The 24257-nt window shown below is 57.8% G+C and carries 23 protein-coding genes; 17 read left to right on the top strand and 6 right to left on the bottom strand.

Annotated features, from left to right (window positions below; translation table 11 throughout):
• The first annotated feature begins 87 nt into the window (after nucleotides 1-87).
• From nuoG to ACN0TS_RS09900, 13 genes are all read left to right on the top strand, one after another.
• Nucleotides 88-2106 (top strand): NADH-quinone oxidoreductase subunit NuoG, encoded by a 2019-nt coding sequence (gene nuoG / locus ACN0TS_RS09960; RefSeq protein ID WP_417259203.1) that lies wholly within the window; start codon nucleotides 88-90, stop codon nucleotides 2104-2106.
• A gap of 14 nt (nucleotides 2107-2120) precedes the next feature.
• A complete protein-coding gene (locus tag ACN0TS_RS09955) occupies nucleotides 2121-2540 on the top strand; it encodes a hypothetical protein (protein WP_417259202.1) in 420 nt (139 codons plus the stop codon).
• 11 nt (nucleotides 2541-2551) lie between these two features.
• Entirely contained in the window at nucleotides 2552-3592 is a 1041-nt protein-coding gene (nuoH, locus tag ACN0TS_RS09950; RefSeq protein ID WP_417259201.1) for an NADH-quinone oxidoreductase subunit NuoH, read from the top strand.
• Nucleotides 3593-3595: 3 nt separating this feature from the next.
• The gene (nuoI, locus tag ACN0TS_RS09945) at nucleotides 3596-4087 is read left to right on the top strand and encodes an NADH-quinone oxidoreductase subunit NuoI (RefSeq protein ID WP_417259200.1); all 492 of its coding nucleotides are present in this window, start codon (nucleotides 3596-3598) and stop codon (nucleotides 4085-4087) included.
• Between the two features lie 30 nt (nucleotides 4088-4117).
• On the top strand, nucleotides 4118-4525 hold the full coding sequence (locus ACN0TS_RS09940) for a carboxymuconolactone decarboxylase family protein (RefSeq protein WP_417259199.1): 408 nt from the start codon (nucleotides 4118-4120) through the stop codon (nucleotides 4523-4525).
• Nucleotides 4522-5130: an NADH-quinone oxidoreductase subunit J gene (locus ACN0TS_RS09935; RefSeq protein WP_417259198.1), complete on the top strand. Its 609-nt coding sequence runs from the start codon at nucleotides 4522-4524 to the stop codon at nucleotides 5128-5130. Before ACN0TS_RS09940 ends, ACN0TS_RS09935 begins: the two co-directional genes overlap by 4 nt.
• Before the next feature lie 95 nt (nucleotides 5131-5225).
• Nucleotides 5226-5531 carry an NADH-quinone oxidoreductase subunit NuoK gene (nuoK, locus tag ACN0TS_RS09930; RefSeq protein WP_062219307.1) on the top strand — a complete coding sequence of 102 codons (306 nt, stop codon included), beginning with the start codon at nucleotides 5226-5228 and terminating at the stop codon, nucleotides 5529-5531.
• Nucleotides 5532-5537: 6 nt separating this feature from the next.
• The gene (nuoL, locus tag ACN0TS_RS09925; protein WP_417259197.1) at nucleotides 5538-7649 is read left to right on the top strand and encodes an NADH-quinone oxidoreductase subunit L; all 2112 of its coding nucleotides are present in this window, start codon (nucleotides 5538-5540) and stop codon (nucleotides 7647-7649) included.
• Complete coding sequence (locus tag ACN0TS_RS09920) at nucleotides 7649-9214, top strand: NADH-quinone oxidoreductase subunit M (protein ID WP_417259196.1); 1566 nt, start codon at nucleotides 7649-7651, stop codon at nucleotides 9212-9214. Before nuoL ends, ACN0TS_RS09920 begins: the two co-directional genes overlap by 1 nt.
• Nucleotides 9215-9226: 12 nt before the next feature.
• Nucleotides 9227-10663, top strand: coding sequence for an NADH-quinone oxidoreductase subunit NuoN (gene nuoN, locus ACN0TS_RS09915; RefSeq protein ID WP_417259195.1), 1437 nt, complete (start codon nucleotides 9227-9229; stop codon nucleotides 10661-10663).
• Nucleotides 10653-11399 carry a biotin--[acetyl-CoA-carboxylase] ligase gene (locus tag ACN0TS_RS09910; protein WP_417259194.1) on the top strand — a complete coding sequence of 249 codons (747 nt, stop codon included), beginning with the start codon at nucleotides 10653-10655 and terminating at the stop codon, nucleotides 11397-11399. Before nuoN ends, ACN0TS_RS09910 begins: the two co-directional genes overlap by 11 nt.
• Nucleotides 11399-12190 carry a type III pantothenate kinase gene (locus ACN0TS_RS09905; RefSeq protein WP_417259193.1) on the top strand — a complete coding sequence of 264 codons (792 nt, stop codon included), beginning with the start codon at nucleotides 11399-11401 and terminating at the stop codon, nucleotides 12188-12190. The genes ACN0TS_RS09910 and ACN0TS_RS09905 overlap by 1 nt, the downstream gene beginning before the upstream one ends.
• A complete protein-coding gene (locus tag ACN0TS_RS09900) occupies nucleotides 12187-13848 on the top strand; it encodes a ribonuclease J (protein WP_417259192.1) in 1662 nt (553 codons plus the stop codon). The genes ACN0TS_RS09905 and ACN0TS_RS09900 overlap by 4 nt, the downstream gene beginning before the upstream one ends.
• A 167-nt stretch (nucleotides 13849-14015) precedes the next feature.
• Here the strand turns inward: ACN0TS_RS09900 and ACN0TS_RS09895 are convergent, their stop codons facing one another.
• From ACN0TS_RS09895 to ACN0TS_RS09880, 4 genes are all read right to left on the bottom strand, one after another.
• A complete protein-coding gene (locus ACN0TS_RS09895) occupies nucleotides 14016-15626 on the bottom strand; it encodes a DEAD/DEAH box helicase (protein WP_417259191.1) in 1611 nt (536 codons plus the stop codon).
• 161 nt (nucleotides 15627-15787) lie between these two features.
• Entirely contained in the window at nucleotides 15788-16603 is an 816-nt protein-coding gene (locus ACN0TS_RS09890; protein ID WP_417259190.1) for a hypothetical protein, read from the bottom strand.
• Between the two features lie 30 nt (nucleotides 16604-16633).
• Nucleotides 16634-18241, bottom strand: a complete 1608-nt coding sequence (locus tag ACN0TS_RS09885) for a peptide chain release factor 3 (protein ID WP_417259189.1) — start codon at nucleotides 18239-18241, stop codon at nucleotides 16634-16636.
• Between the two features lie 51 nt (nucleotides 18242-18292).
• Nucleotides 18293-19324 carry a Hint domain-containing protein gene (locus ACN0TS_RS09880; protein WP_417259188.1) on the bottom strand — a complete coding sequence of 344 codons (1032 nt, stop codon included), beginning with the start codon at nucleotides 19322-19324 and terminating at the stop codon, nucleotides 18293-18295.
• A gap of 341 nt (nucleotides 19325-19665) precedes the next feature.
• Between ACN0TS_RS09880 and ACN0TS_RS09875 the strand changes: the two genes are divergently transcribed.
• The 3 genes from ACN0TS_RS09875 (at nucleotide 19666) to ACN0TS_RS09865 (ending at nucleotide 22741) form a co-directional block, all read left to right on the top strand.
• Nucleotides 19666-20445, top strand: a complete 780-nt coding sequence (locus ACN0TS_RS09875) for an SDR family oxidoreductase (protein ID WP_417259187.1) — start codon at nucleotides 19666-19668, stop codon at nucleotides 20443-20445.
• Nucleotides 20446-20508: 63 nt separating this feature from the next.
• Nucleotides 20509-21552, top strand: a complete 1044-nt coding sequence (locus ACN0TS_RS09870) for a methyltransferase domain-containing protein (protein WP_417259186.1) — start codon at nucleotides 20509-20511, stop codon at nucleotides 21550-21552.
• A gap of 55 nt (nucleotides 21553-21607) precedes the next feature.
• Nucleotides 21608-22741: an ABC transporter ATP-binding protein gene (locus ACN0TS_RS09865; protein WP_417259185.1), complete on the top strand. Its 1134-nt coding sequence runs from the start codon at nucleotides 21608-21610 to the stop codon at nucleotides 22739-22741.
• A gap of 4 nt (nucleotides 22742-22745) precedes the next feature.
• Here ACN0TS_RS09865 and ACN0TS_RS09860 read toward each other — a convergent pair whose 3' ends face one another.
• A complete protein-coding gene (locus ACN0TS_RS09860; protein WP_417259184.1) occupies nucleotides 22746-23483 on the bottom strand; it encodes a helix-turn-helix transcriptional regulator in 738 nt (245 codons plus the stop codon).
• A 3-nt stretch (nucleotides 23484-23486) separates the two neighbouring features.
• Nucleotides 23487-23798: a hypothetical protein gene (locus tag ACN0TS_RS09855; protein WP_417259183.1), complete on the bottom strand. Its 312-nt coding sequence runs from the start codon at nucleotides 23796-23798 to the stop codon at nucleotides 23487-23489.
• A 215-nt stretch (nucleotides 23799-24013) separates the two neighbouring features.
• On the opposite strand from ACN0TS_RS09855, the gene ACN0TS_RS09850 reads away from it, so the two are divergent.
• Nucleotides 24014-24229: a twin-arginine translocase TatA/TatE family subunit gene (locus ACN0TS_RS09850; RefSeq protein WP_417259182.1), complete on the top strand. Its 216-nt coding sequence runs from the start codon at nucleotides 24014-24016 to the stop codon at nucleotides 24227-24229.
• Nucleotides 24230-24257: the final 28 nt, after the last annotated feature.

Raw genomic sequence — 24257 nt, 5'->3', positions numbered from 1 at the left:
TGACAGAAAACGACTGATTGGGCGCAAGTGCGTCTGAACTGGCCGCACGGGACACTCCCACTGGCCGCGAAGAACAGGTGATTGACTATGGCAGACAAGCGCAAAATCATCATTGACGGGACCGAGGTCGAAGTCGATCCGGCGATGACCATCCTTCAGGCCTGCGAAGTTGCAGGCATTGAGGTGCCCCGTTTTTGCTACCACGAGCGCCTCTCGATTGCGGGCAACTGCCGCATGTGTCTCGTAGAGGTTGTCGGTGGTCCGCCAAAGCCCGCCGCAAGCTGCGCGATGCAGGTCAAAGACATGCGCCCCGGCCCAGAAGGTCAGCCGCCTGTTGTGAAAACCAACTCGCCGATGGTCAAAAAGGCCCGCGAAGGCGTGATGGAATTTCTGCTCATCAACCACCCGCTTGATTGTCCGATCTGTGACCAAGGCGGCGAATGCGATCTGCAAGACCAAGCCATGGCTTACGGCGTGGATTTCTCGCGCTACCGCGAACCCAAACGGGCCTCGACCGAATTGAACCTCGGACCACTCGTGGGCACGGCAATGACCCGTTGTATCTCTTGCACCCGCTGTGTGCGCTTCACAACCGAGGTCGCGGGTATCACCCAAATGGGCCAAACGGGTCGCGGTGAAGACAGCGAGATCACAAGCTATCTCGATCAGACGCTCAAATCGAACCTTCAGGGCAACATCATTGATCTGTGCCCCGTCGGTGCGCTGACGTCCAAGCCTTACGCCTTTACTGCGCGCCCATGGGAGTTGACCAAGACCGAGACCATCGACGTGATGGACGCGCTTGGCTCCAACATCCGCGTGGATACCAAAGGCCGTGAAGTGATGCGCATTCTGCCGCGCAACCATGATGGCGTGAACGAAGAGTGGATTTCCGACAAAACCCGTTTTGTGTGGGACGGTCTGCGTCGTCAGCGCCTTGATTCGCCTTACGTGCGTGAAAACGGCAAGCTGCGCAAAGCCACTTGGGCCGAAGCGCTCAAAGCGGCAGCAGCAGGCCTCAAAGGCAAAAAGGTTGCCGGTCTCGTCGGTGATCTGGTCCCCGTTGAAGCCGCCTTTGCGCTCAAGCAACTGGTTGAAGGGCTCGGCGGCAACGTCGAATGCCGCGTCGATGGCGCGAAACTGCCTGCGGGCAACCGCTCCGGCTATGTCGGCACGGCGTCCATCGCGGACATCGACAATGCCGAGTATATCCAACTCATTGGCACCAACCCGCGTGATGAGGCTCCTGTGCTGAACGCGCGTATCCGCAAAGCATGGTTGAACGGCGCTAAAGTCGGCCTGATTGGCGAAGCGGTTGATCTGACCTATGACTATGTCCACGTCGGCACCGACCGCGCCGCTCTCGAAGAGTTGGCCGATCACACCTCTGGTCCAGTCGATGACGCGAACTCCGTGATCATCGTGGGGCAGGGCGCTTTGACCGAGGCTGATGGCGAAGCGGTCTTGTCGCTCGCAATGAAAATGGCCGAAGCCACCAAATCGAAACTGATGATTCTGCACACTGCTGCGGCCCGCGTGGGCGCGATGGATGTGGATGCGGTGACAAAGGGTGGTCTGGCCAAGACTCTTGATGGCGTGGAAGCGGTCTACAACCTCGGTGCGGACGAAGTCGAAATCGGTGATGGTGCCTTTGTCGTTTACCAAGGCTCGCACGGCGACCGTGGCGCGCACCGCGCTGACGTGATTCTGCCTGGTGCCGCTTACACTGAGGAAGGCGGCCTGTTCGTAAACACCGAAGGTCGCCCACAACTCGCACTGCGTGCTTCCTTCCCTCCAGGTGAGGCGAAGGAAAACTGGGCGATTTTGCGGGCCTTGTCGGCGGAACTCGACGCGACACTGCCGTTTGACAGCCTTGCCGCCTTGCGCCGCGATCTCATCGCAGCCGTGCCGCATCTCGCGCAGATTGACCAAGTTGTTGAGAACAAATGGAAAGCCATTGCCGCCAAGAAGCCCGCGAAAGCCGACTTCCGCAACGCGGTGAAGGATTTCTACCTCACCAACCCGATTGCCCGCGCATCGGCCTTGATGGCTGAATTGTCAGCAGGGGCCAAAGCGCGCGCCACAGAGAGCGTGGCAGCCGAGTGATGAACGCCCAAGGGATGACATATCGCCTTATGGGGACGGGAGCCGCACTTGCGGCAACCGCACTCCTTGGTGCGTGTGTTTCCCCGACGGATGGCGGGTCCGCAAATGGATCGGTCACACAGGGCGAAAAGGTCTACCGTGGCGTGGAAACACGTCTTTTGGACGGTGATCTGGTGAATTTCGATGTTTCCATGTCGGGAACGGAGAATAAAAACGACGTGGCTGACTACGCGCAATGCGCAGCGGCTCAATATGCGCTGATCCGTGGTTTCGGATTTGCGCGTCATGTGCGCACAAATGTCGCATATGAGGGTGGAATTTGGCGCGCGGATGCTGTTTACACCATCTCGTCAGCGCTCCCCGAAGGTTTGCGAACAATCGACGCCGAAGTCGAAGTCGCACGCTGTAGGGACAACAAGATACCGACGGTGTGAAAGGCTGAAAAATGGTCGAATTTTTCACGACAACAAATCTCGGGATAGCTCTCCTGATCCTCGGGCAATGCCTGTTGCTTCTGGTGCCGCTATTCTTGGCGCTCGCCTTCCTGATGTGGGGCGACCGTAAGGTCTGGGCAGCTGTGATGATGCGGAGAGGGCCCAATATTGTGGGTGCTTTCGGTCTGTTGCAGTCCTTCGCCGACTTTATCAAATACATCGTCAAAGAGGTGGTGGTGCCTGCGGGGGCGGACAAGTTTGTCTTTTACCTCGCGCCGATGATCACCTTTGTGACCGCCTGTATCGCTTGGGTGGTGATCCCGTGGAACGACGGATGGGTGATTGCCGACCTCAATGTCGCGATCCTCTACATCTTCGCTATCTCCTCCCTTGAGGTGTACGGCGTGATTATGGGTGGTTGGGCGTCCAACTCCAAATATCCGTTCCTCGGGTCGCTCCGCTCTGCGGCGCAGATGATTTCCTATGAGGTCTCTATCGGCCTGATCATTATTGGTGTTGTGATTTCGTCGGGTTCGATGAACTTCAGCGAGATCGTCGCAGCCCAAGACGGTCGTTTCGGGATTTTCTCATGGTACTGGGTGCCGCATTTCCCGATGGTCATCTTGTTCTTCATCTCTGCACTGGCTGAAACCAACCGCCCACCATTCGACCTTCCCGAAGCGGAATCGGAACTGGTTGCGGGGTATCAGGTGGAATACTCGTCGACGCCGTTCCTGCTCTTTATGATGGGCGAGCTGATGGCCGTGGTTTTGATGTGCGCGCTCGTGTCGCTGCTCTTCTTCGGCGGGTGGCTGTCCCCCGTGCCTGGTTTGCCTGATGGCATCCTGTGGCTCGTCATCAAAATGCTGTTCTTCTTCTTCATCTTCGCGATGGTGAAGGCGATCACCCCACGCTACCGCTACGACCAACTGATGCGCATTGGTTGGAAAGTCTTCCTGCCGCTCTCGCTCGCTTGGGTTGTTCTGGTTGCGTTTTTTGCTCAATACGGTGCTTTCGGCGGGGCCTATGCCCGCTGGGCGATTGGAGGCTAAGCCATGGCAATGGATTATAACCGCGCGGTTAAATACTTCTTGATGGCCGACATTATCTCCGGCTTTCGCATTGGCCTGCGCTATTTCTTTGCGCCGAAGGTGACGATCAACTACCCGCACGAAAAGGGGCCTTTGTCCCCACGTTTTCGCGGCGAACATGCCTTGCGTCGTTATCCCAATGGCGAAGAGCGCTGCATCGCATGTAAATTGTGTGAGGCAATTTGCCCCGCACAGGCGATCACCATCGACGCCGAACCCCGTGAGGACGGTTCGCGCCGCACCACGCGGTACGACATCGATATGACGAAATGCATCTATTGCGGGTTTTGCCAAGAGGCCTGTCCCGTGGATGCAATCGTCGAAGGCCCGAACTTCGAGTTTTCCACCGAGACCCGTGAGGAGCTGTTCTACGACAAAGAGAAGCTGCTTGATAACGGGGCGCGTTGGGAGGCTGAAATTGCCCGCAACCTCGAATTGGACGCGCCTTACCGCTAAGGCCAGAACACCAGGACCGCGATACCTTTGATGACCGACTTTACGAAACTCTTTGGACAGATGATGGAACAGGGCCAGAAAATGGCCGCTGAGATCAATCCGTCTATGGCGACGTTTACGCCAGAGGGTTTCGATAAGCTGTTCCCGACCATGACCAAAGAGTACATGGACATGTTGTGGGGCAATGCGTTCAACAAAGACGGCCTTGATGCCAAAACACGGCTCTTGGTGATGCTCGCGGGTTTGACGGCCCAAGGCGTTCAGGCGCCCGATCCGTTCAAAATGACGGTGCGCCATGCGCGTGAGGCGGGGGCAAGCCAACAAGAGATCGCTGAAACGATCTACCAAATGTCGATGCTGGGCGGTTTGCCCGCAATGTCAAAAGCACTGGATCTCGCCAATGAGGTCTTTTCTGATATGCAGGAGGACAGTGAATGACTGTCGTTGATTTCGCATTCTATTGTTTCGCCATCCTGATGCTGACGGGAGCGCTGTTCACGGTTGTGGCGCGTAACCCTGTGCATTCGGTGCTGTGGCTGATCCTAACCTTCCTCTCGGCCTCCGGTCTCTTTGTGCTTTTGGGCGCAGAGTTCGTGGCGATGCTCTTGGTCATCGTTTACGTCGGCGCGGTGATGGTGCTGTTCCTCTTCGTCGTGATGATGCTCGATGTGGATTTCGCCGAACTCAAGGCGGGCATGGCGCGGTATCTGCCCTTTGCCTTGCTCATGGCGATTGTGGTCCTGCTCCAGTTCGGGATCGCCTTCGGTGATTGGCACGCCGCCGAAGGAGCGCAGGCGCTTCGCGGCGCGGTGACACCCGAGGATGTGCATAACACCGCTGCATTGGGTCAGTTGATGTATGACGACTACCTGATGCTGTTCCAACTCGCAGGTCTGATCCTCCTGGTCGCTATGATCGGCGCGATTGTGTTGACCCTGCGCCACCGCGAAGACGTCAAACGTCAGAACGTAATGACACAGATGCACCGCGATCCGGCCAAGACGATGGAACTGAAAGACATCAAACCGGGGCAAGGGCTTTAAGGGCGCTTGCACCACGATACGAATACGGAGCGACGCTAAGGCCGCTTCGAGCCAAAGCCGCGATAAGCGGCGACAGATAAGAACTGAGGGACGACATGGTCGGACTTGAACATTACCTAGCAGTCGCAGGAGCGCTGTTTGTGATCGGAATTTTCGGGCTCTTTTTGAACCGGAAGAACGTCATCATCATCTTGATGTCCATCGAGATGATCTTGTTGTCGGTCAATATCAACCTTGTCGCCTTCTCCTCCTTCGCGGGGGATCTTGTCGGGCAAATCTTTACGATGTTGGTTCTGACCGTGGCGGCCGCCGAGGCTGCGATTGGTTTGGCCATCCTCGTTGGCTTCTTCCGCAACCGCGGCACGATCGACGTCGAAGACGTCAACGTGATGAAAGGGTAAGGGCACATGGAAACGATCATCCTCTTCGCCCCATTGGTGGGTGCCATTATCGCCGGCTTCGGTTGGCGCGCGATCGGGGAGCGCAACGCGCAAGTCCTGACCACGGGCCTGTTGTTTCTCTCGGCCTTTCTGTCGTGGGCTGTGTTCCTCGGCTTCGACGGCCAGACACAGCATGTCTCCCTGTTCAGATGGATTGAAAGCGGATCGCTCTCGGTCGACTGGGGTATCCGCCTTGATCGTCTGACCGCGATCATGCTCATCGTTGTGACGACCGTCTCCGCCGTCGTTCACCTCTATTCCTTTGGCTATATGGCCCATGACGATCAGTTCGGTGATGACGAGCCCTACCGCGCTCGCTTCTTTGCCTTCCTGTCGCTCTTCACCTTCGCGATGCTGATGCTCGTGACCGCCGATAACCTCGCGCAGATGTTCTTCGGTTGGGAAGGCGTGGGGCTCGCGTCCTACTTGCTGATTGGCTTTTATTTCAAAAAGCCCTCTGCCGGTGCCGCGTCGATGAAAGCCTTCATCGTCAACCGCGTGGGCGACTTCGGCTTCGCGCTTGGCATCATGGGGTTGTTCTTCCTCACCGATAGCATCAACCTTGACACGATCTTTGCCCAAGGCCCTGCCTTGGCCGAAACACAGCTTCATTTCCTGTGGACCGAATGGAATGCCGCCAACCTGTTGGCCCTCCTGCTCTTCGTCGGGGCCATGGGGAAATCGGCGCAACTGTTCTTGCACACATGGTTGCCCGACGCGATGGAAGGCCCGACACCTGTGTCGGCGCTGATCCACGCCGCGACCATGGTGACGGCAGGGGTGTTCCTCGTCTGCCGTATGTCGCCGCTGTTTGAATACGCACCACAGGCCCAGACCTTTATCGTCTACCTCGGCGCATCGACAGCCTTTGTCGCCGCAACAATCGGTCTGGTCCAGAACGACATCAAACGCGTCATCGCTTACTCCACCATGTCCCAGCTTGGCTACATGTTCGTGGCCGCAGGCGTTGGGGCTTACGGCCCTGCGATGTTCCACCTTTTGACGCACGCTTTCTTTAAAGCGATGTTGTTCTTGGGCGCGGGCTCCGTGATCCACGCGATGCACCACGAACAGGACATGCGCAACTACGGTGGCCTTCGCAAGAAGATCCCCGCGACCTACTGGGCCATGATGGTCGGCACGCTCGCCATCACCGGTGTCGGTATTCCGCTCACACACTTCGGCTTCGCGGGCTTCCTGTCGAAAGACGCGATCATTGAAAGCGCCTATGCGTCCGGTGTTGGCTATGCCTTCTGGATGCTTGTGATTGCGGCGCTGTTCACCTCCTTCTACTCATGGCGTCTGATGTTCATGACGTTCTACGGCAAAGCCCGTGGCGATCAGCACACCCATGATCACGCCCATGAAAGCCCGATGGTCATGCTTGTGCCGCTCGGCGTTCTCTCCCTCGGCGCGATCTTCTCCGGTATGGTCTGGTATGGCTCGTTCTTTGGCGACCATGACAAGCACAACGCCTTCTTCGGCATTCCAGCCCACCACGCCGAGGCGGACGCCGCCCACGGCGAGGCCGCAACCGACGCGGCACATGGTGACGCTGCTGCGGATACCGAACATGCTATGGCCGAGGAAACACATGATGACGGTCACGCAATGGCGGGTGAAGCGCCCCAAGGGGCACTCTTCATCTCTGCTGACAACACGGTAATGGACGACGCGCACCACGCTCCCGCGTGGGTCAAAGTCTCGCCGTTTATCGCCATGGTGATCGGCTTCATAACTGCTTGGATGTTCTATATTAAGGACACCCGTCTGCCGAAACGCCTCGCTGCGTCTCAGCCCGTGCTCTACGACTTCCTGCTTAACAAGTGGTATTTCGACGAGCTGTATGACCGCATCTTTGTCCGTCCTGCATTGGCCCTCGGCCGCTTCTTCTGGAAGCGTGGCGATCAAGGGACGATTGACGGCACGATCAACGGCGTGGCTCTCGGCATCGTTCCCTTCTTCACGCGCCTCGCAGGCCGCGCGCAGACGGGCTATCTGTTCACATACGCATTTGCGATGGTATTGGGGATTGTGATCTTGATTACCTGGATGTCGATCGGCGGAGGGTCCCACTAATGGATAACGTCCTTTCTTTCGTTACCTTCCTTCCGACAATGGCGGCTTTGGTCCTCGCGCTGTTCTTGCGCGGAGATGACGAAGTTGCACAGCGAAACGCCAAACGTCTGGCGCTCTTTGCGACAGTCATCACGTTTCTGATCTCGCTGTTCATTCTGGCGAAATTCGACCCGGCCGACACAGGCTTCCAGATGGTCGAAGAACGCAAATGGATCATGGGGTTGAGCTACCGCATGGGCGTGGACGGGATTTCCGTTCTCTTCGTCCTGCTCACCACCTTCCTGATGCCACTGGTGATCTGGTCGGCATGGGGTGTGACCACGCGGGTCAAGGAATACATGATCGCGTTCTTGCTGCTTGAGACGCTGATGCTCGGCGTGTTCTGTGCGCTCGACCTCATCCTGTTCTACCTCTTCTTTGAAGCGGGTCTGATCCCGATGTTCCTGATCATCGGCATATGGGGCGGCAAGGATCGCATCTACGCCGCGTTCAAATTCTTCCTCTACACCTTCCTCGGTTCCGTGCTGATGTTGGTCGCGATGGTTGCCATGTACCTCGATGCAGGCACGACCTGTATTGGCGGCTGTGGCGAAGCGACGTCGCTGATGACCCACACCTTCTCCTCGGAGACGCTGTCGGTCTTGGGCTTCCAAGTGGTCGGCGGGATGCAGACGCTTGCCTTCCTTGCATTCTTTGCCTCCTTCGCGGTGAAAATGCCGATGTGGCCTGTCCACACATGGTTGCCTGACGCCCACGTTCAGGCGCCGACCGCAGGTTCTGTGGTTCTGGCGGCGATCATGCTCAAAATGGGGGGCTATGGCTTCCTACGCTTCTCGATCCCGATGTTCCCAGTCGCGTCCTACCATCTCGCGGACTTCGTGATGTGGTTGTCGGTGATCGCCATCGTCTACACCTCGCTCGTCGCGATGGTGCAAGAGGATATGAAAAAGCTGATCGCTTATTCCTCCGTTGCCCACATGGGCTATGTGACCGCAGGGATTTTCTCGCTCAACCAACAAGGGGTCGACGGTGCGATCTTCCAGATGCTCAGCCACGGCTTCGTCTCTGGTGCGCTCTTCTTGTGTGTTGGCGTGATCTACGACCGCATGCACACACGTGACATCGACGCCTATGGCGGCCTGATCAACCGGATGCCCGCCTATGCCTTGGTGTTCATGTTCTTCACAATGGCCAACGTCGGCTTGCCTGGTACGTCTGGCTTTGTCGGGGAATTCCTGACGCTGATCGGGATGTTCCAAGCGAACACTTGGATTGCCGCCGTGGCCACCACGGGTGTGATCCTGTCGGCCTCCTACGCGCTGTGGCTCTATCGCCGCGTCATGCTCGGGGATCTGATCAAGGAAAGCCTGAAAGCGATCACCGACATGAGCGCCCGCGAGAAAATGATCTTTGCGCCGCTCATCTTTATGACGCTTTTGCTTGGTGTGTATCCATCGCTTGTGACCGATCTGATCGGCCCGTCGGTGGGCGCATTGCTCGATAACTATAACGCCGCTCTGCCGTCTGATCTGGTTCAGACAGCCGCAGCCGCAACCAGCCATTAAGGGGACGGACCAATGACCGCTCACGATTTCTCAATCGTCCTTCCGGAAGTCCTCCTTGCCGTCTACGGCATGGCCGCGCTCCTGTTCGCCGTTTACACGGGCAAGGACGCGCTTGCCAAAACCATCACTTGGGTGACGGCAGGGGTCTTTATTGTCATCGCACTGATGATTGCCATGTCCGGCTCGGGGGCTGACACGGCCTTTGACGGGATGTTCGTTGACGATGCCTTCTCCCGCTTTGGCAAGGTTGGCGCTTTGCTCGCAGGGGCCGCCGTTTTGGTCATGTCCGTGGACGTGATGGAAAAACGCGAAATGCTCAAATTCGAGTATCCGATCCTCGTGCTTTATTCGACCATCGGCATGATGGTGATGGTCTCCGCTGGCGACCTGATGGCGCTCTATCTCGGCCTCGAATTGATGTCTCTGGCGCTCTACGTCATCGCATCCTTCCGCCGCGACAGCCTCAAGTCCTCGGAATCGGGCCTGAAATACTTCGTGCTTGGCTCGCTCTCCTCAGGGCTGTTGCTCTACGGTGCGTCGCTGACCTACGGTTTCTCGGGCACAACGAATTTCGCAGGGATCATTTCCGTGATTCAGGACGATGTGCCGCTCGGTGTTCTCTTTGGCCTCGTCTTCATCATCACAGGTCTGGCGTTCAAAGTCTCCGCAGTGCCGTTCCACATGTGGGCGCCCGATGTTTACGAAGGCGCGCCGACACCAACCACAGCCTTCTTCGCCACCGCGCCGAAACTGGCGGCAATGGCTCTGTTCGCCCGCGTTCTGCATGATGCCTTTGGTGGCATTGTCGGAGATTGGCAGCAGGTCCTCGCCGTTATCGCCGTGGCCTCCATGTTCCTCGGTGCCGTCGCAGGGATCGGCCAAACCGACATCAAACGTCTGATGGCTTATTCGTCGATCTCCCACATGGGCTTTGCCCTTATGGGGCTCGCCGCAGGCAACGCAGAAGGCGTACAGTCCGCGCTGATCTACATGGCGATCTATGTCGCGATGAACATCGGCACCTTTGCCTTCATCCTGACAATGGAACGCGATGGCAAGCCTGTCACCGATCTGGCGTCCCTGAACCGCTACTGGCGCGTCTCACCATCAAAGGCCCTGGCGGTCTTGGTGCTGATGTTCTCGCTCGCAGGTGTGCCACCTATGCTTGGCTTCTTCGGTAAGCTGGCAGTGTTGCAAGCCGCATGGGGCGCAGGTCTCGTCTACCTCGCCATCTTCGGTGTGATCGCATCGGTGATCGGTGCTTTCTACTACCTGCGCATCGTTTACTACATCTACTTTGGCGCTGAACAAGAGCCGCTCGACAAAGTGTCGAGCCCCGCGGCGACCATCATGCTCATGGCCTCCGCCCTGATCATGATCTTCGGTATCATCAACTTGTTTGGTGTGGGTGACTACGCGGCAATGGCGGCGGACGCCCTTGTCAAATAAGGTCCACAACTGGCCCGAGGGGGTAGGGCGTACCGTTCTTGCCTCCACGGACAGCACTATGACAGAGGCCGCCCGCGTGGCGGCCTCTTGTCCTTTTCCGCAATGGATCATGGCGCGTGAGCAAACCGCAGCGCATGGCCGTCGTGGCCGCGCGTGGTCCATGCCTAAAGGCAACTTTGCCGCCACGCTTTTGCTCTTTCCAACCGAGCCGCCCGAGATCGTTGCGCTTCGTTCCTTTGTCGCCGCGCTTGCGTTGCACGATACCTTTGTAACCGTCTCGGGACGTCCAGAGAGCTTTGCGCTCAAATGGCCCAATGATGTGCTGCTGAACGGTGGCAAGGTCGCGGGCATTTTGCTCGAACGGGGCAAGGGGCATCTGTCCATAGGGATTGGCGTCAACCTCGCAGAGGCGCCGAGTGCGGCACAGGTTGAGGCGGGCGCTGTGGCTCCTGTGTCCCTGTTGTCGGAGACGGGCGCGGGAGTGCCTCCCGAAGAGTTCCTTGATATCCTTGCGCCCGCTTATGCCCATTGGGAAGCGCAATTTACCACCTATGGCTTTGCCCCGATCCGCAACGCGTGGTTGGACCGCGCCGCCAAGTTGGGCGAGATCATTCGTGCCCGCACCGTCACCGAGGAACATCACGGCACCTTTGAAACCGTTGATGCCTTTGGTAATCTCGTTCTCAAAACGGCCAAGGGCACGCTTTCAATCCCCGCAGCGGAGGTCTTTTTCTGATGCTATTGTGTATCGACACGGGCAATACCAACACGGTTTTCTCCATTTGGGACGGAACCGAATTTATTGCCACATGGCGCACCTCCACTGAAACGCAGCGCACGGCGGACCAGTATTACGTCTGGCTGTCCACCTTGATGCATTTTCAGAAGATCGAGGCCAATATCACCGAGGTGATTATTTCCTCCACGGTGCCGCGGGTGGTGTTCAATCTGCGCGTTTTTGCCAACCGCTATTTCGATTGCCGCCCGCTAGTGGTGGGCAAGCCCGAGTGCCTCTTGCCCCATGCTCCACGCGTAGACGAAGGTACGACGGTCGGCCCCGACCGTCTGGTCAATACCGCCGCGGCCTATGACAAGTTCGGCGGCGATTTGATTGTCGTGGATTTCGGAACAGCGACGACATTTGACGTGGTGGCCGAAGACGGGGCCTATGTCGGTGGGGTGATTTCACCAGGGGTGAATACCTCCCTCGAAAGCCTTCACCTTAAAGCCGCCGCGTTGCCGCATGTTGACGTGACAATGCCGGAAAAGGTAATTGGAACGAATACCGTTGCGTGTATGCAATCGGGCGTCTTTTGGGGCTATGTTGGCCTCGTGCGTGAGACATGCAACCGTATCAAAGCGGAATATGAGCGTCCGATGCAGGTGATCGCGACAGGTGGGCTTGCGCCGCTGTTCAATCAGGGCCACAAGCTTTTTGACGCATTTGATGAACTGTTGACAATCCACGGCCTCGTCGTGATCCACAACTATAACAAAGACCACAACACAGAACTGGGTAACATATGAGCGATCGACTTTTATACCTGCCGTTGGGCGGCGCTGGCGAGATTGGCATGAACTGCTACGTCTACGGCTACGGACCCGCAGGGCGCGAGCGCTATATCGTGGTGGACCTCGGTGTGACCTTCCCCTCTATGGACGGCACTCCCGGTGTCGATCTGATCTTTGCCGATGTGTCGTGGCTGGAAGAACGCAAAGATCGCATCGACGCGATTTTTATCACCCACGCCCACGAGGACCACGTCGGGGCTGTTGGCCACCTTTGGCCGCGCCTCGGCGCTCCGATCTATGCGCGGACCTTTACGGCTCACCTTGCGCGCCTCAAGTTCGAAGAGCACGGCCATGACGAGCTTCAGATCAAGACTGTCGCAGTCTGGCCCGAGCAGGTCACAGCTGGCCCGTTCAAGGTCGGCTTCCTGCCCGTGTCGCACTCCATCCCCGAAAGCTCCGCACTGGTGATCGATAGCCCCGCAGGGCGTGTCATCCACACGGGCGATTTCAAAATCGACGAAACGCCTGTTGTTGGCGAGGCTTTTGACCGCGCCCTTTGGGAGAGCGTGTCCAAGGACGGTGTTAAAGCGCTCGTCTGTGACAGCACGAACGTCTTTACCCACACACCCGGGCGCTCCGAGAGCGAAGTTATCGAACCCCTGACAGAGCTGGTTGCCTCGCTCGACGGTATGGTTGCGGCAACGACATTTGCCTCCAACATCGCCCGCGTGAAGTCGCTGGCCGAGGCAGGCGCCAAAGCGGGCCGCTCCGTGGTCCTTCTGGGCCGTGCGATGCGCAAGATGATCACCGCAGGGATCGAAACAGGGATCATTTCTGACTTCCCCAAAACTATTTCCCCCGAACAAGCGGGCGACATTCCACGCGAAAACCTGATGCTGCTGACCACGGGCTCGCAGGGCGAATACCGCGCCGCCACAGCGCAACTGTCGCGCGGCAAGTACCTCGGGTTGAAAATGTCGCAAGGCGACACCGTGATCTTCTCGTCCAAGACCATTCCGGGCAATGAAGTCTCCGTCGCGCGCATTCTCAACAATTTCTCTGAGTTGGGTGTGTCCTGCATCACGGGCCGCGATGACATTCACGTGTCCGGCCACGCCAACCGTCCCGACTTGACGCTGATGCACGAGGTGGTCAAACCGCAGGTTGTGATCCCGATGCACGGCGAACACCGCCACCTGACCGAACACGCCGCCTTGGCGGAAAGCAATGGCTTCAACGCGATTGTGGCTCCAAATGGTGTCGGTGTGGACATCACAGGCAATGCGCCCAAGATCGTGGAATATGTCGAAACGGGCCGCACCTATTTGGATGGTAAGGTTCAGATCGGCGCGACCGATGGCGTTGTGCGTGACCGTATCCGCATGGCGCAATATGGTTTGGTCGTGGCGACCGTGATTATTGAGGACGACGAGCCGTTGGGCGATTGCTGGTGCGAAGTGCGCGGCTTGCCAGAAATCGGTCTGTCGCGGGCGCCGCTCGTTGACGTGTTGGAGGCAGATGTGAATCAGTTCCTCAACCGTGCGGGCAAAAAGACATTGCGCGATGATGGTAAACTCGAAGAAGACATGCGTCGCATTCTGCGGAAAACAACCAATGATGAGACGGGCAAGAAGCCTGAAATCCAGATCGTGATTTCGCGCCTGTCGGCCTGATCCATCGCTCGGGGAAAGAGAAGGGGGACACTTCGGTGTCCCCCTTTTGCGTTGGTATGCCCCGATTCCGGAGGGCAAGCAGGAGGCATTCCTCAACGAAAACGCGCCACGACTGAGGTCGCGGCGCGTTTGTATGGGATAGGGTAAAGCCAGTTGGTTTTGGCCGATTAGTTGCCTTCGGCCTCGCGGCGCTCTTCAAAGCTCATTGCAATGAACGAGGGCAGGTGATCACCAAGGCCCAAGACCTTGTTGTCGTCATCGCGGCTACGGCCCCGACCACGACCGCCACGTGACCGAGAGGCTCGTTTGTCGTCGCGGTTATCGTCCCGTTTGTCGTCACGCCGTTCCGTGCGTGTGTCTTGGCGTGGCTCGGATGCGGTCTCCCGTGCGGCGGGGGAGGTCTCTTCTTTTACTTCTGGTGCCGCCTCTTGGGCTGCGGCGTCCACAGGGGCCTCTGTTTGCACAGGTGTCACTGCCTCGGCATCCACTTTGGGCGTATCTGTTTTCGGTGCTTCGGTTTTGTCCGAGCTACGACGCGACCGCGTCCGAGTGCGCTTTGGCTTTTCGGCGCTTTTGGTCTCGTTGGCCTCTGGGGACGCGGCTTCATTTGAGGGTGCAGCGGAGGAGGTCCCAAGCGGGTTGTCGAGACGAGGAATGTCTTTGCCGATCAGGCGTTCCACATCAGCGAAGTTTTTCTCGTCGCGTGGCTCACAGATCATGATCGCTTTGCCATCGCGACCCGCACGACCTGTACGGCCAATGCGGTGGACATAGTCCTCGGCGTGACTTGGCACGTCGAAGTTGAACACGTGCGTGACCGATGGCACGTCAAGACCACGAGCTGCCACATCAGAGGCCACAAGGATTTTGAGTTCGCCATTGCGGAACCCTTCGAGGGTCGCGTTGCGTTTGCTTTGGTCGAGATCGCCGTGGATCGGCGCGGCGTCGTACCCGTGTTTCGATAGCGATTTCGCCACTATATCCACATCCATCTTGCGGTTGCAGAAAATGATACCGTTTTGAAGCGTCTCGCCCTCGGCGTCGATCAAGGCACGCAAAAGATCGCGTTTCTCGGTCGCGGCCCGTTCCCGACGCGAGCCTTTGAACATCACCACGTTTTGTTTGATGTTCTCGCCCGAGGTGGCCTGACGCGCCACTTCGATGCGGGCAGGGTTCGACAGGAAGGTGTTGGTGATCCGCTCGATCTCAGGGGCCATTGTGGCCGAAAAGAACAGCGTTTGACGCGTAAATGGCGTCATGCCGAAAATCTTCTCGATATCGGGGATGAAGCCCATGTCGAGCATCCGGTCCGCCTCATCGACGACCATGATTTTCACGTCTGACAGGATCAACTTTCCGCGCTCGAAATGGTCGAGCAAGCGACCGGGAGTGGCGATCAGAACGTCCACGCCCTTGTCTATCAACTGGTCTTGTTCTTTGAACGATACGCCGCCGATCAACAGAGCTTTGGTGAGCTTGTGATACTTAGTGTAGGTGTCGAAGTTTTCGGCAACCTGAGCGGCCAATTCACGGGTCGGACACAGCACCAAAGAGCGTGGCATACGTGCGCGAGCACGGCCACGGCCCAAAAGGGTGATCATTGGTAATGTAAAGGAGGCGGTTTTGCCTGTCCCCGTCTGCGCAATGCCGAGGACGTCGCGGCCCTCAAGGGCGGGGGGAATCGCTCCCGCTTGAATCGGGGTGGGTTCTTCGTAGCCCGCGTCAGCGATAGCCTTTAGAACTTTTTTGTCGAGATTAAGGTCGGTAAACTTGGTCAAATTGTGCCTTTCGAGATGTGCGGCTGTTAAATCGGCCGCAAATACCCCGCGCGGCCCGTTCGGCCGTATTGCCGAAACGTATTCTTGCTCGCGTCATACGCTGCAACTGCTAAAAGGTCAAGATCGCGCAGTCTTTGCCGCTGTGTCACGAGCGTTTAAGGCTAAGAATCGTCGGCTGAATCGGCCTCGGCGCGGTTTCTCTGAAACTTCTCGCGCAGGACCATGAGGCGGCGGAAAACGGTTTTGGGGCAGGCATTGATACGCGCCAAAACATCCGCGCCCAAAACACTCGCGCCGCGTCCTTCGTCGGTGGCGCTTAGGGCCTCTACCGTTTCATGGAGTTGGAGCAAAATATGTGCGTCCAGATCGCCCCGAGCGACAGTGTAAGAGGCTTGGCCTAAGGACACGGGTCCTGTCTTGCGGCGTCCCAGAGGAAAGGGCTCGTCGGGGCCGTATCCCGAAAAGCTACGCTCGGTATCCGCGAGTTTCATCAGGCCTGTGGCGAGAAAAAACTCGCGTCCCAATCGCCGTTCCAACTCGGAGCGGCCATAGGCACCAAAGGTGCGCAGTGCGGAGATTTTCCATCGGATGTCGAGATGCTCGGTGAGAAACGCGGCCTCCTCGTCCCACAGGCGAAACCACAGGGCCAAGACCTCTGGCGGAACGTTGTCCCGCCGTGTGATCATCACCAAACAGCCCATGAAGTGGCATAGCTCGGGCTTCCCTTTGAAAAACTGGCGCAGCCACAAGACGTTGCCCTTGTAGTCGGTCAGAAACGGGTCGCGCCCTTCCCACGTCTCGGAGCGGGGGATGATGGAGTCTTTGAGCGGGGCAAAATCTACGTCCGCGGCGGGCAAGTCTCCCTCGACAAGAAAGAACGGGTCTTGACGGCGCTTGATCGGCGCCATCAGCCCCTCGAACCCTTGCGGATAGGTGCAATCAGGTTGCGGCGCGGGTGTTTGGCGAACCTTTTTCATGCCGAAAGCCTATCCCGTAAAGGTCAAAATTCAACGCATCATTTCTTTGGTCGCCGCAAGGGTCAGCGCGGGGAAATCGCGCTCGATCCGGTCGATGTCCCATTGTAGTCGCGTCAGGAATACGGGGTCGCCATCGTGATCATAGGAGATGTGTTGTTTGTTGGTGTTGACGAACTTATCAATCTCCGCCTGCGGGCCTGTGACCCACCGTGCAGAGGAGAATTGCGAACTGTCGAACCGCACGGGCAGGCCGTATTCCAATTCGATGCGCGAGGCGAGCACCTCGAACTGCAACGCGCCGACAACGCCGACGATAAAGCCGGATCCAATCGCGGGTTTGAACACTTTGGCGGCCCCTTCTTCGGCAAACTGCATCAGCGCCTTTTCCAAGTGCTTTGACTTCATCGGGTCGCCTGCGCGCACCCCTTGGAGCAATTCGGGCGCAAAAGAGGGGATGCCCGTGACGCGGATATCTTCGCCCTCGGTGAGGGTGTCGCCGATGCGCAATTGGCCGTGGTTGGGGATGCCTATGATGTCGCCTGCCCATGCCTCTTCGGCGAGTTCGCGGTCCGAGGCGAGGAACAAGACGGGGTTGGAGATCGCCATCGGTTTTTTGGAGCGCACATGGGTGAGCTTCATACCGCGTTTGAAATGGCCCGACGCGAGGCGGACAAAGGCCACGCGGTCGCGGTGTTTGGGGTCCATGTTCGCTTGCACCTTGAACACAAAGCCCATGACTTTGGTTTCATCGGCGCGGATCGGGCGCGGTTGGGCCTTTTGCGGCTGTGGCACGGGGCCGTATTGCGCCATGCCGTCCATCAATTCCTTGACGCCGAACGAGTTGATCGCTGAACCGAACCAGATGGGCGTCAGCGTCCCGTCGAGAAAGGCCTCTTGATCAAAGGCAGGCAGCAATTCGCGGGCCATTTCGACCTCTTCGCGCAGTTGCTCAAGCAGGTGCGCAGGGATGTGGTCGTCCAGTTTTGGATCGTCGAGCCCGTTGATTGAAATGCTCTCGGCCACCTTGTTACGGTCGGCGCGGTCCATCAATTCAAGACGGTCGTGCAAAAGATCATAGCATCCCAAAAACTCGCGCCCCACACCGATCGGCCATGAGGCGGGGGTGACGTCAATCGCAAGGTTTTCCTGGATTTCGTCAATGATATCGAGCGTATCGCGGCTTTCGCGGTCCATTTTGTTACAGAACGTCAGGATCGGAAGATCCCGCATCCGGCAGACTTCAAAGAGTTTTTGTGTCTGGCTTTCCACACCTTTGGCTCCATCAATAACCATGATGGCAGCGTCCACAGCAGTCAGCGTGCGGTAGGTGTCCTCGGAAAAATCCGAGTGGCCGGGAGTGTCGACCAGATTGAAACGGTGGCCGTCATAGTCGAATGACATGGCCGAGGCCGACACGGAAATCCCGCGGTCTTTTTCCATCTGCATGAAGTCGGAACGCGTACGACGCGCTTCGCCTTTGGCGCGAACCATGCCCGCCATCTGAATCGCCCCACCATAGAGAAGGAACTTCTCGGTGAGTGTTGTCTTACCCGCATCGGGGTGAGAGATGATGGCAAAGGTCCGGCGCCGCGCGATTTCGGCGGGCAGATCGAGGGAGGTGTGTGCGCTATCTGACATGCGCTCGCGTATATCTGTGAGATGGGTGTTGGGCAAGCGTCGAAGGGTGCGTTAACCGCGGGAGGCGGCACGCAACAGAATGGCGGCATTGGCGCTATCTAGCGCTCCGTCGACGATATCGAGGGCACGTGGACGTTCTCCTGACATGTTGTGACCCGTCAGTTGCGCGTGGAGTTCGGAGGGCAGGTAGGTTTTGACCTGACTGTCCACGAACATGCTCTCGGCGGCGATGCCCTCGGCATAGATGATCTCGTGTTGATCGAATAACAGTTGGAAATAGTCGACAAATCCGCCGTCCGATTGCACCACATCGACACCATTCACCAACAGTCGCGCCTTGACTAAAACCTCCGCGCGGCCCGCTTTGATGCGATCGCTGCGTTGGTAGATAAAGATACGGTGGTTGGGGCTGACGACCAGATCGTCGGCATTGTTGAGTACGCCCTTTTTGATCATAATCGGGGCAAAGGCGCCCGTGGCGCGCATGGTTTGTTGGCCGATCCAGCGAATCTCGCGTGGCCCGTGATCGCGGGTCAAAACGCGGTCGCCGACGTTGAGGTCTTCGATTGCGACCTGCATGCCATTGGCCATGGTGATGCGGGTGCCGCGGGTAAAGGCGACACAGGCGACCTCGGCTAGACGGGTGCGCGCATTGTCGCGGTCAATCGTCACCAAGGTGTAGGCCTGCTTTTCCTGAATCGGAGCAAAGGGCAACAGGTAGGTTGCCTCAAGGTGGCCATCCGCATCGGTTTCGACCACGATCAGGGCCTCAACGGTGGAGCCGCTAGGCGTCATAAATGTCGCGGCGCAATCGAGGTGTAGCTGCGCGCCAATTGTGCCGATTTCCGATCCATGTCCGACGCTGAGGGTATCGTCGCCCATTTGCAGGGCGAGCCGAATCCGCTCGGCGTTCGCGGAGAGCATATAGGTGTCGTCCAATTCGAGATCGTCGGCAGGGCCGATGGCATCGCCCAAATTGGCCCCATCGGTGACGCGAAACATCTCAGCACGGTAGACTGACAGATTCTGGATGGGCACCACGCCAGCCTCTATCTGCTGGTGTGGTGTGCTGAGTGCCGTCATTTCAAAAGGTTCTTTTCCATTGGCTGAGGCAAAGTGCCCCTCTCCACCTGTGTGGAGCGTTTCTACACTATGTAACATTATTATCCACTGATCATGCCGCAAGGGAAAGGCCCCAATCGCGGGTCGTTGTTAGAACGCTACCGAGAAACAATGGCGGCATTTGGGCGAAATTGGAGAAAATATGCGCCATCGCCACGCATTTGTTTCAACTGTCACCTATTTCAACCCCTGTCAAACTTGCGTGAGGTGAGAGCGGGGTCTGCACCTATGGCGAAGTGACAAGTGCACGGTTGCCCCTTACAACACGGGAAATCGACAAAATAACCGTAAAGGAACGCAAAATGGATCTTGGCATCAAAGGGAAAAAGGCACTGGTTTGTGCATCCTCCAAAGGCTTGGGATTGGGCTGTGCGCAGGCGCTGGCCGAGGCGGGGGTAAATTTGGTGATGAACGCCCGTGGAGCCGAGGCTCTTGAGGCCGCTGCCGCCGATATTCGCGCCAGATACGGCGTGGCGGTCGATACGGTTGCCGCCGATGTCACCACCGAACAAGGCCGCGCACAGCTTTTGGAGGTCGCGGGGCAGGTCGATATTCTCGTCAATAACGCCGGAGGTCCTCCTCCTGGGATGTGGTCCGACTGGGAGCGCGACGATTTCATTGCTGCACTTGACGCCAATATGCTCACTCCGATTGCGCTGATCAAAGCGCTCGTGCCGCATATGATCGAACAAGGGTGGGGCCGTGTGGTCAATATCACCTCCGTCTCCGTCAAATCGCCCATTGCCGTGCTGGGGCTGTCCAATGCCGCGCGTGCGGGACTCACGGGCTATGTCGCGGGCACAGCACGCCAGATCGCGCCCAAGGGCGTCGTGATGAACAACCTGTTGCCCGGGCTTCATGCAACAGATCGCACCGTGAGCCTTGATACAGCGGCAGCACAGACCTCGGGCAAAAGCATTGACGATGTGCGTGCCGAGAAAGCGGCCGCAATCCCCGCAGGCCGCTATGGGACACCTGCCGAGTTCGGAGCAACCTGCGCGTTCATGTGCAGCCAGTTCGCCGGCTTTATGGTCGGGCAAAATATCCTGCTCGATGGCGGAGCAACCAACACGACGATGTGAATGGCGTGTCCCTCTCTCAATGCTATGGATATGTGATCCAAAAATTGAGGGAGGGGCCGCACCATGAGCCACGAGGATGTTCAAGACTATTACGGCAAGGTGTTGCAGGGCAGCGCGGATTTGCAGACCAATGCGTGTTGCACACCCGACGAGATGCCCGATCACGTCAAAGCCGTTTTGTCACGCGTCCACGACGAGGTTTTGATGCGCTACTACGGTTGTGGCCTGATCGCGCCCTTGGTGCTTGAAGGCGCTCGGGTGCTTGATCTGGGCTGTGGCGCGGGCCGCGATGTCTATGCGCTGAGCCAGATGGTGGGCGAACAGGGCGCGGTCGTCGGCGTTGATATGACCGAGGAACAGCTGGAGGTCGCACGGCGGCACCAAGCGTGGCATGCCGAGGCCTTTGGTTATGCTTCCTCCAACGTCACCTTCCATCACGGCTACATTGAAGAATTGAACAAGCTGCCACTTGAGGCAAACAGCTTTGACGTGATCGTTTCCAACTGTGTGCTCAATCTGGCGATGGACAAACGCGCAGTCCTTAAAGAGGTCTATCGCCTCCTCAAGCCGGGTGGAGAGATGTATTTCTCCGATGTCTACGCCGACCGTCGTGTGCCTGATACCTTGCGCGCTGATCCGGTTTTATATGGCGAATGCCTGTCTGGTGCGCTCTATTGGAATGACTTCGAACATATGGCACGGGCAGCGGGGTTTGGTGATCCGCGCTTGGTCACGCACCGTCCGCTGACAATTGAGAACGCGGAGCTAGAGGCCAAAGTTGCGCCGATATCCTTTTCCTCCGCGACCTACCGTCTGTTCAAACTTGACCTTGAACCCGAGTGTGAGGACTACGGCCAAGCGGTGATCTACAAAGGCACGGTCCCACATGCCCCACATCATTTTGTCCTCGACGGGCATCACGCGATGGAAACAGGTAAAGTGTTCCCCGTGTGCGGTAACACATGGAAAATGCTCGCAGAGACGCGGTTCGCGGAGCATTTCGAGTTCATCGGTAATTTCGACACGCATTACGGGATTTACGCGGGCTGTGGTGGGGTGTCGCCCTTCTCGGACAGCCAAGAGAGCGGCGCGGACTGTGGTTGCTAAGTGTTTTGCGGGCTGTTAGGACGCTTGGAGCCTTAGAGTTTTTGTCGGAAACGCCGTGACCCCTACATCTGCGCCTCAAAAATCGCCATCCCATCCAACGCCAGATCCTGCCGTGCGTTTGGAAGTCCGAAATCTGCGCCGCGAATACGCGGGGCGTGAGGTCGTGTCGGATGTCTCGCTCAAAGTGACCCGTGGCCAAGTGACCTGCCTTCTTGGTCCTTCGGGCTGCGGCAAGTCCACAACCCTGCGCATGATTGCAGGGGTTGATATGCAAGACAGCGGCGAGATTTATGTCGACGGAAATCTGGTCTGTGACACGATCTACCGTGTGCCACCAGAGGGGCGATCCATCGGTTTGATGTTTCAGGACTTTGCACTTTTCCCGCATTTATCGGTCGCTGATAACATCGCCTTTGGCTTAAAAGGATCAAAATCGAACAAACGCGCCCGTGTTGAAGATTTGCTGGAAAAAATCGACCTGACCCGCGCCATAGATCAGTTCCCGCACGAGCTTTCTGGCGGTGAACAGCAGCGTGTGGCGCTCGCACGTGCCTTGGCTCCGCGCCCGTCGATCATGTTGATGGATGAACCCTTTTCAGGGCTTGATGAGCGGCTGAAGGATGAAATTCGCGACAGCACCTTGGATGTGCTTAAGGCCGAAGGGACTGCTGTTCTGCTCGTTACCCATGAACCCGACGAGGCCATGCGCATGGCCGACGAGATTGCGCTGATGCGCGATGGGCGGATCGTGCAGCAGGGCGCGCCTTATAACATCTACAACGCGCCAGTGGATAAGGCCGCCGCGGCTTTCTTTAGCGATATCAATGTGATCCGTGGCAAGGTCAAAAACGCGATGGTCGATACGGCCTTCGGCGCGTTCCTTTGCCCGGGGCGTCCTGATGACACCGAGGTGGAGATCGTCATCCGCCCGCAACATCTGCGTATTGATTTCGATCGCGGCGGACGTGGCCCCGCGCCGACACCGCAAGACGGCACACCCGCGCGGGGTGTTGTCGAGCGGGCGCGTTTCATGGGCCGCGAAAGTATCGTGGAATTCCGTATGGATTTTGACGGATCGATTTTGCACGCAACCGTGCCGAGTGTGTTTTTGCCCAAGGCTGGCACGCCCTTGTGGCTGATGCTGCGCCGCGAGCGCTGCTTTGTTTTCCCTGTTCCAACAAACGGTTAGTGCTCTACGCTGAGGTGTCGGAAGGCATTCCTTTCGCCTTTTGATAGGCGATGAAATCCGCAAGGCTCTTGCCCGATTCCTCTTTGAACGAGGCGCCCGTGTCGATCACGCTGTCGATGCGATCCACCCGAAAAGTGCGAAATCCCTCACGCAATTCGCACCACGCGCTGAGCGTCCAAACGCGCCCCCAGTAGTTGAGCTGTATCGGGCGTATAAGGCGCGAGGTTTTCTCCCCTGACAGAGACAAGTAACTGATGCGCAATACCTTTTGCTCCCTCACCCCGTCGCGTAACAGCGGCATGTGCTTGAACCCCGCACGGGCGTCAGCAAAGGCATAGGGGTGGACGGCGTAGCCCCATCCCGCGCTTGGCGGGCCTGTGTTCTCGGGCAAGACCGCGTCGATTTTCTCGGCCAGTGTCTTGGCGTTTTGGGCCAGTTCGGGATCGGTGGCCTCGCCCAAAATGGCTACCGCCAAATGCAAGGCCTCAAGCTCTCCCATTGTAAGGTTGATCGGGGGCAGGGTGATCGGAGATGTCACCATATAACCGACGCCACGCTCACCCTCGACGGGCACACCAGAGGCCTTCAGCGTCGCCATGTCGCGCCAGATCGTGCGCTCGGACACTTCGACACGCTGCGCCAACTGACGGGCGGTGTGCAATTGACCGTCACGCAAAATCTGAATGAGGTCGAACAGGCGGTCGCTGCGCCGTATGCCGGTTTGTTTGCGACCGCCTGCCATTCTCTATGCCGCCTTGGCGAACAGGGCAGGGGTCTTGTGCATGGTCACGCTGTCGCGCTCCACGAGCGACATATAGGCGGCTGCGGCGGGACGGGCCCGAAAGCCCGCATCTGCCGCCGCGACCGAGGCCTCATCCGCCCATGACAATTGATCCATCCAAAGGCCCTCCGCCGTCTTGTAAACGACGCGACCACGGTAGCCGTCACACGTCGAGAAATAGGATTCCAGCCCCTCGATAGCGGTCTGAAACTGGTCGTCGCTAACGTCCTTTCGGGTGCGAAAGGTAAAAGTTTCAATGATTTGAATATAACTCATGGTGTTCTCCGATTCGAGTTTCGATCTTCAAATCATGGGGCGTTCCAACTGACATAAACCTGTCAGTTGTCTTTTTCCACCTGTAAATCACGCGCCAATGTTGTGCAGCGGTGCGATTCCGCGCGTTTTTCCCTTTTCTCCCCGTCACGAGCCGCCTAATCCTATGATCGCAAGTTTATCGGGGCCGAGATTGCGCCCCCTACGGGAGAGACATCATGCTCAACAATATCGGCCTTCCCGGCCTTCTACTCATCGCCGTCGTGGTTTTGGTCCTTTTCGGCCGCGGCAAAATTTCGGGCCTCATGGGCGAAGTCGGCAAAGGCATTTCGTCGTTCAAAAAGGGCGTCTCCGAAGGCACCAAAGAGATCGAAGACGAAGCTGCCCAAGTGGCCAAAGACGTCAGCCCGGAAGAGGACAAGGACAAGGTTTAATCCCTTGTCCGGTTCCGTGACCTTTGGT

Origin of the sequence: Celeribacter sp., from assembly GCF_048266405.1 — a bacterium.
In the GTDB taxonomy this organism is placed as follows: domain Bacteria; phylum Pseudomonadota; class Alphaproteobacteria; order Rhodobacterales; family Rhodobacteraceae; genus Celeribacter.
The sequence above is the reverse complement of the archived record's forward strand: the minus strand, read 5'-3'. Positions and strand labels throughout refer to the sequence as shown.

What these genes read in the sequence shown, in the direction of transcription:
- nuoG (WP_417259203.1), top strand. Translation starts at nt 88, where the DNA reads ATGGCAGACAAGCGCAAAATCATCATTGACGGGACCGAGGTCGAAGTC.
- ACN0TS_RS09955 (WP_417259202.1), top strand. Translation starts at nt 2,121, where the DNA reads ATGACATATCGCCTTATGGGGACGGGAGCCGCACTTGCGGCAACCGCA.
- nuoH (WP_417259201.1), top strand. Translation starts at nt 2,552, where the DNA reads ATGGTCGAATTTTTCACGACAACAAATCTCGGGATAGCTCTCCTGATC.
- nuoI (WP_417259200.1), top strand. Translation starts at nt 3,596, where the DNA reads ATGGCAATGGATTATAACCGCGCGGTTAAATACTTCTTGATGGCCGAC.
- ACN0TS_RS09940 (WP_417259199.1), top strand. Translation starts at nt 4,118, where the DNA reads ATGACCGACTTTACGAAACTCTTTGGACAGATGATGGAACAGGGCCAG.
- ACN0TS_RS09935 (WP_417259198.1), top strand. Translation starts at nt 4,522, where the DNA reads ATGACTGTCGTTGATTTCGCATTCTATTGTTTCGCCATCCTGATGCTG.
- nuoK (WP_062219307.1), top strand. Translation starts at nt 5,226, where the DNA reads ATGGTCGGACTTGAACATTACCTAGCAGTCGCAGGAGCGCTGTTTGTG.
- nuoL (WP_417259197.1), top strand. Translation starts at nt 5,538, where the DNA reads ATGGAAACGATCATCCTCTTCGCCCCATTGGTGGGTGCCATTATCGCC.
- ACN0TS_RS09920 (WP_417259196.1), top strand. Translation starts at nt 7,649, where the DNA reads ATGGATAACGTCCTTTCTTTCGTTACCTTCCTTCCGACAATGGCGGCT.
- nuoN (WP_417259195.1), top strand. Translation starts at nt 9,227, where the DNA reads ATGACCGCTCACGATTTCTCAATCGTCCTTCCGGAAGTCCTCCTTGCC.
- ACN0TS_RS09905 (WP_417259193.1), top strand. Translation starts at nt 11,399, where the DNA reads ATGCTATTGTGTATCGACACGGGCAATACCAACACGGTTTTCTCCATT.
- ACN0TS_RS09900 (WP_417259192.1), top strand. Translation starts at nt 12,187, where the DNA reads ATGAGCGATCGACTTTTATACCTGCCGTTGGGCGGCGCTGGCGAGATT.
- ACN0TS_RS09890 (WP_417259190.1), bottom strand. Translation starts at nt 16,603, where the DNA reads ATGAAAAAGGTTCGCCAAACACCCGCGCCGCAACCTGATTGCACCTAT.
- ACN0TS_RS09885 (WP_417259189.1), bottom strand. Translation starts at nt 18,241, where the DNA reads ATGTCAGATAGCGCACACACCTCCCTCGATCTGCCCGCCGAAATCGCG.
- ACN0TS_RS09880 (WP_417259188.1), bottom strand. Translation starts at nt 19,324, where the DNA reads ATGACGGCACTCAGCACACCACACCAGCAGATAGAGGCTGGCGTGGTG.
- ACN0TS_RS09875 (WP_417259187.1), top strand. Translation starts at nt 19,666, where the DNA reads ATGGATCTTGGCATCAAAGGGAAAAAGGCACTGGTTTGTGCATCCTCC.
- ACN0TS_RS09870 (WP_417259186.1), top strand. Translation starts at nt 20,509, where the DNA reads ATGAGCCACGAGGATGTTCAAGACTATTACGGCAAGGTGTTGCAGGGC.
- ACN0TS_RS09860 (WP_417259184.1), bottom strand. Translation starts at nt 23,483, where the DNA reads ATGGCAGGCGGTCGCAAACAAACCGGCATACGGCGCAGCGACCGCCTG.
- ACN0TS_RS09855 (WP_417259183.1), bottom strand. Translation starts at nt 23,798, where the DNA reads ATGAGTTATATTCAAATCATTGAAACTTTTACCTTTCGCACCCGAAAG.
- ACN0TS_RS09850 (WP_417259182.1), top strand. Translation starts at nt 24,014, where the DNA reads ATGCTCAACAATATCGGCCTTCCCGGCCTTCTACTCATCGCCGTCGTG.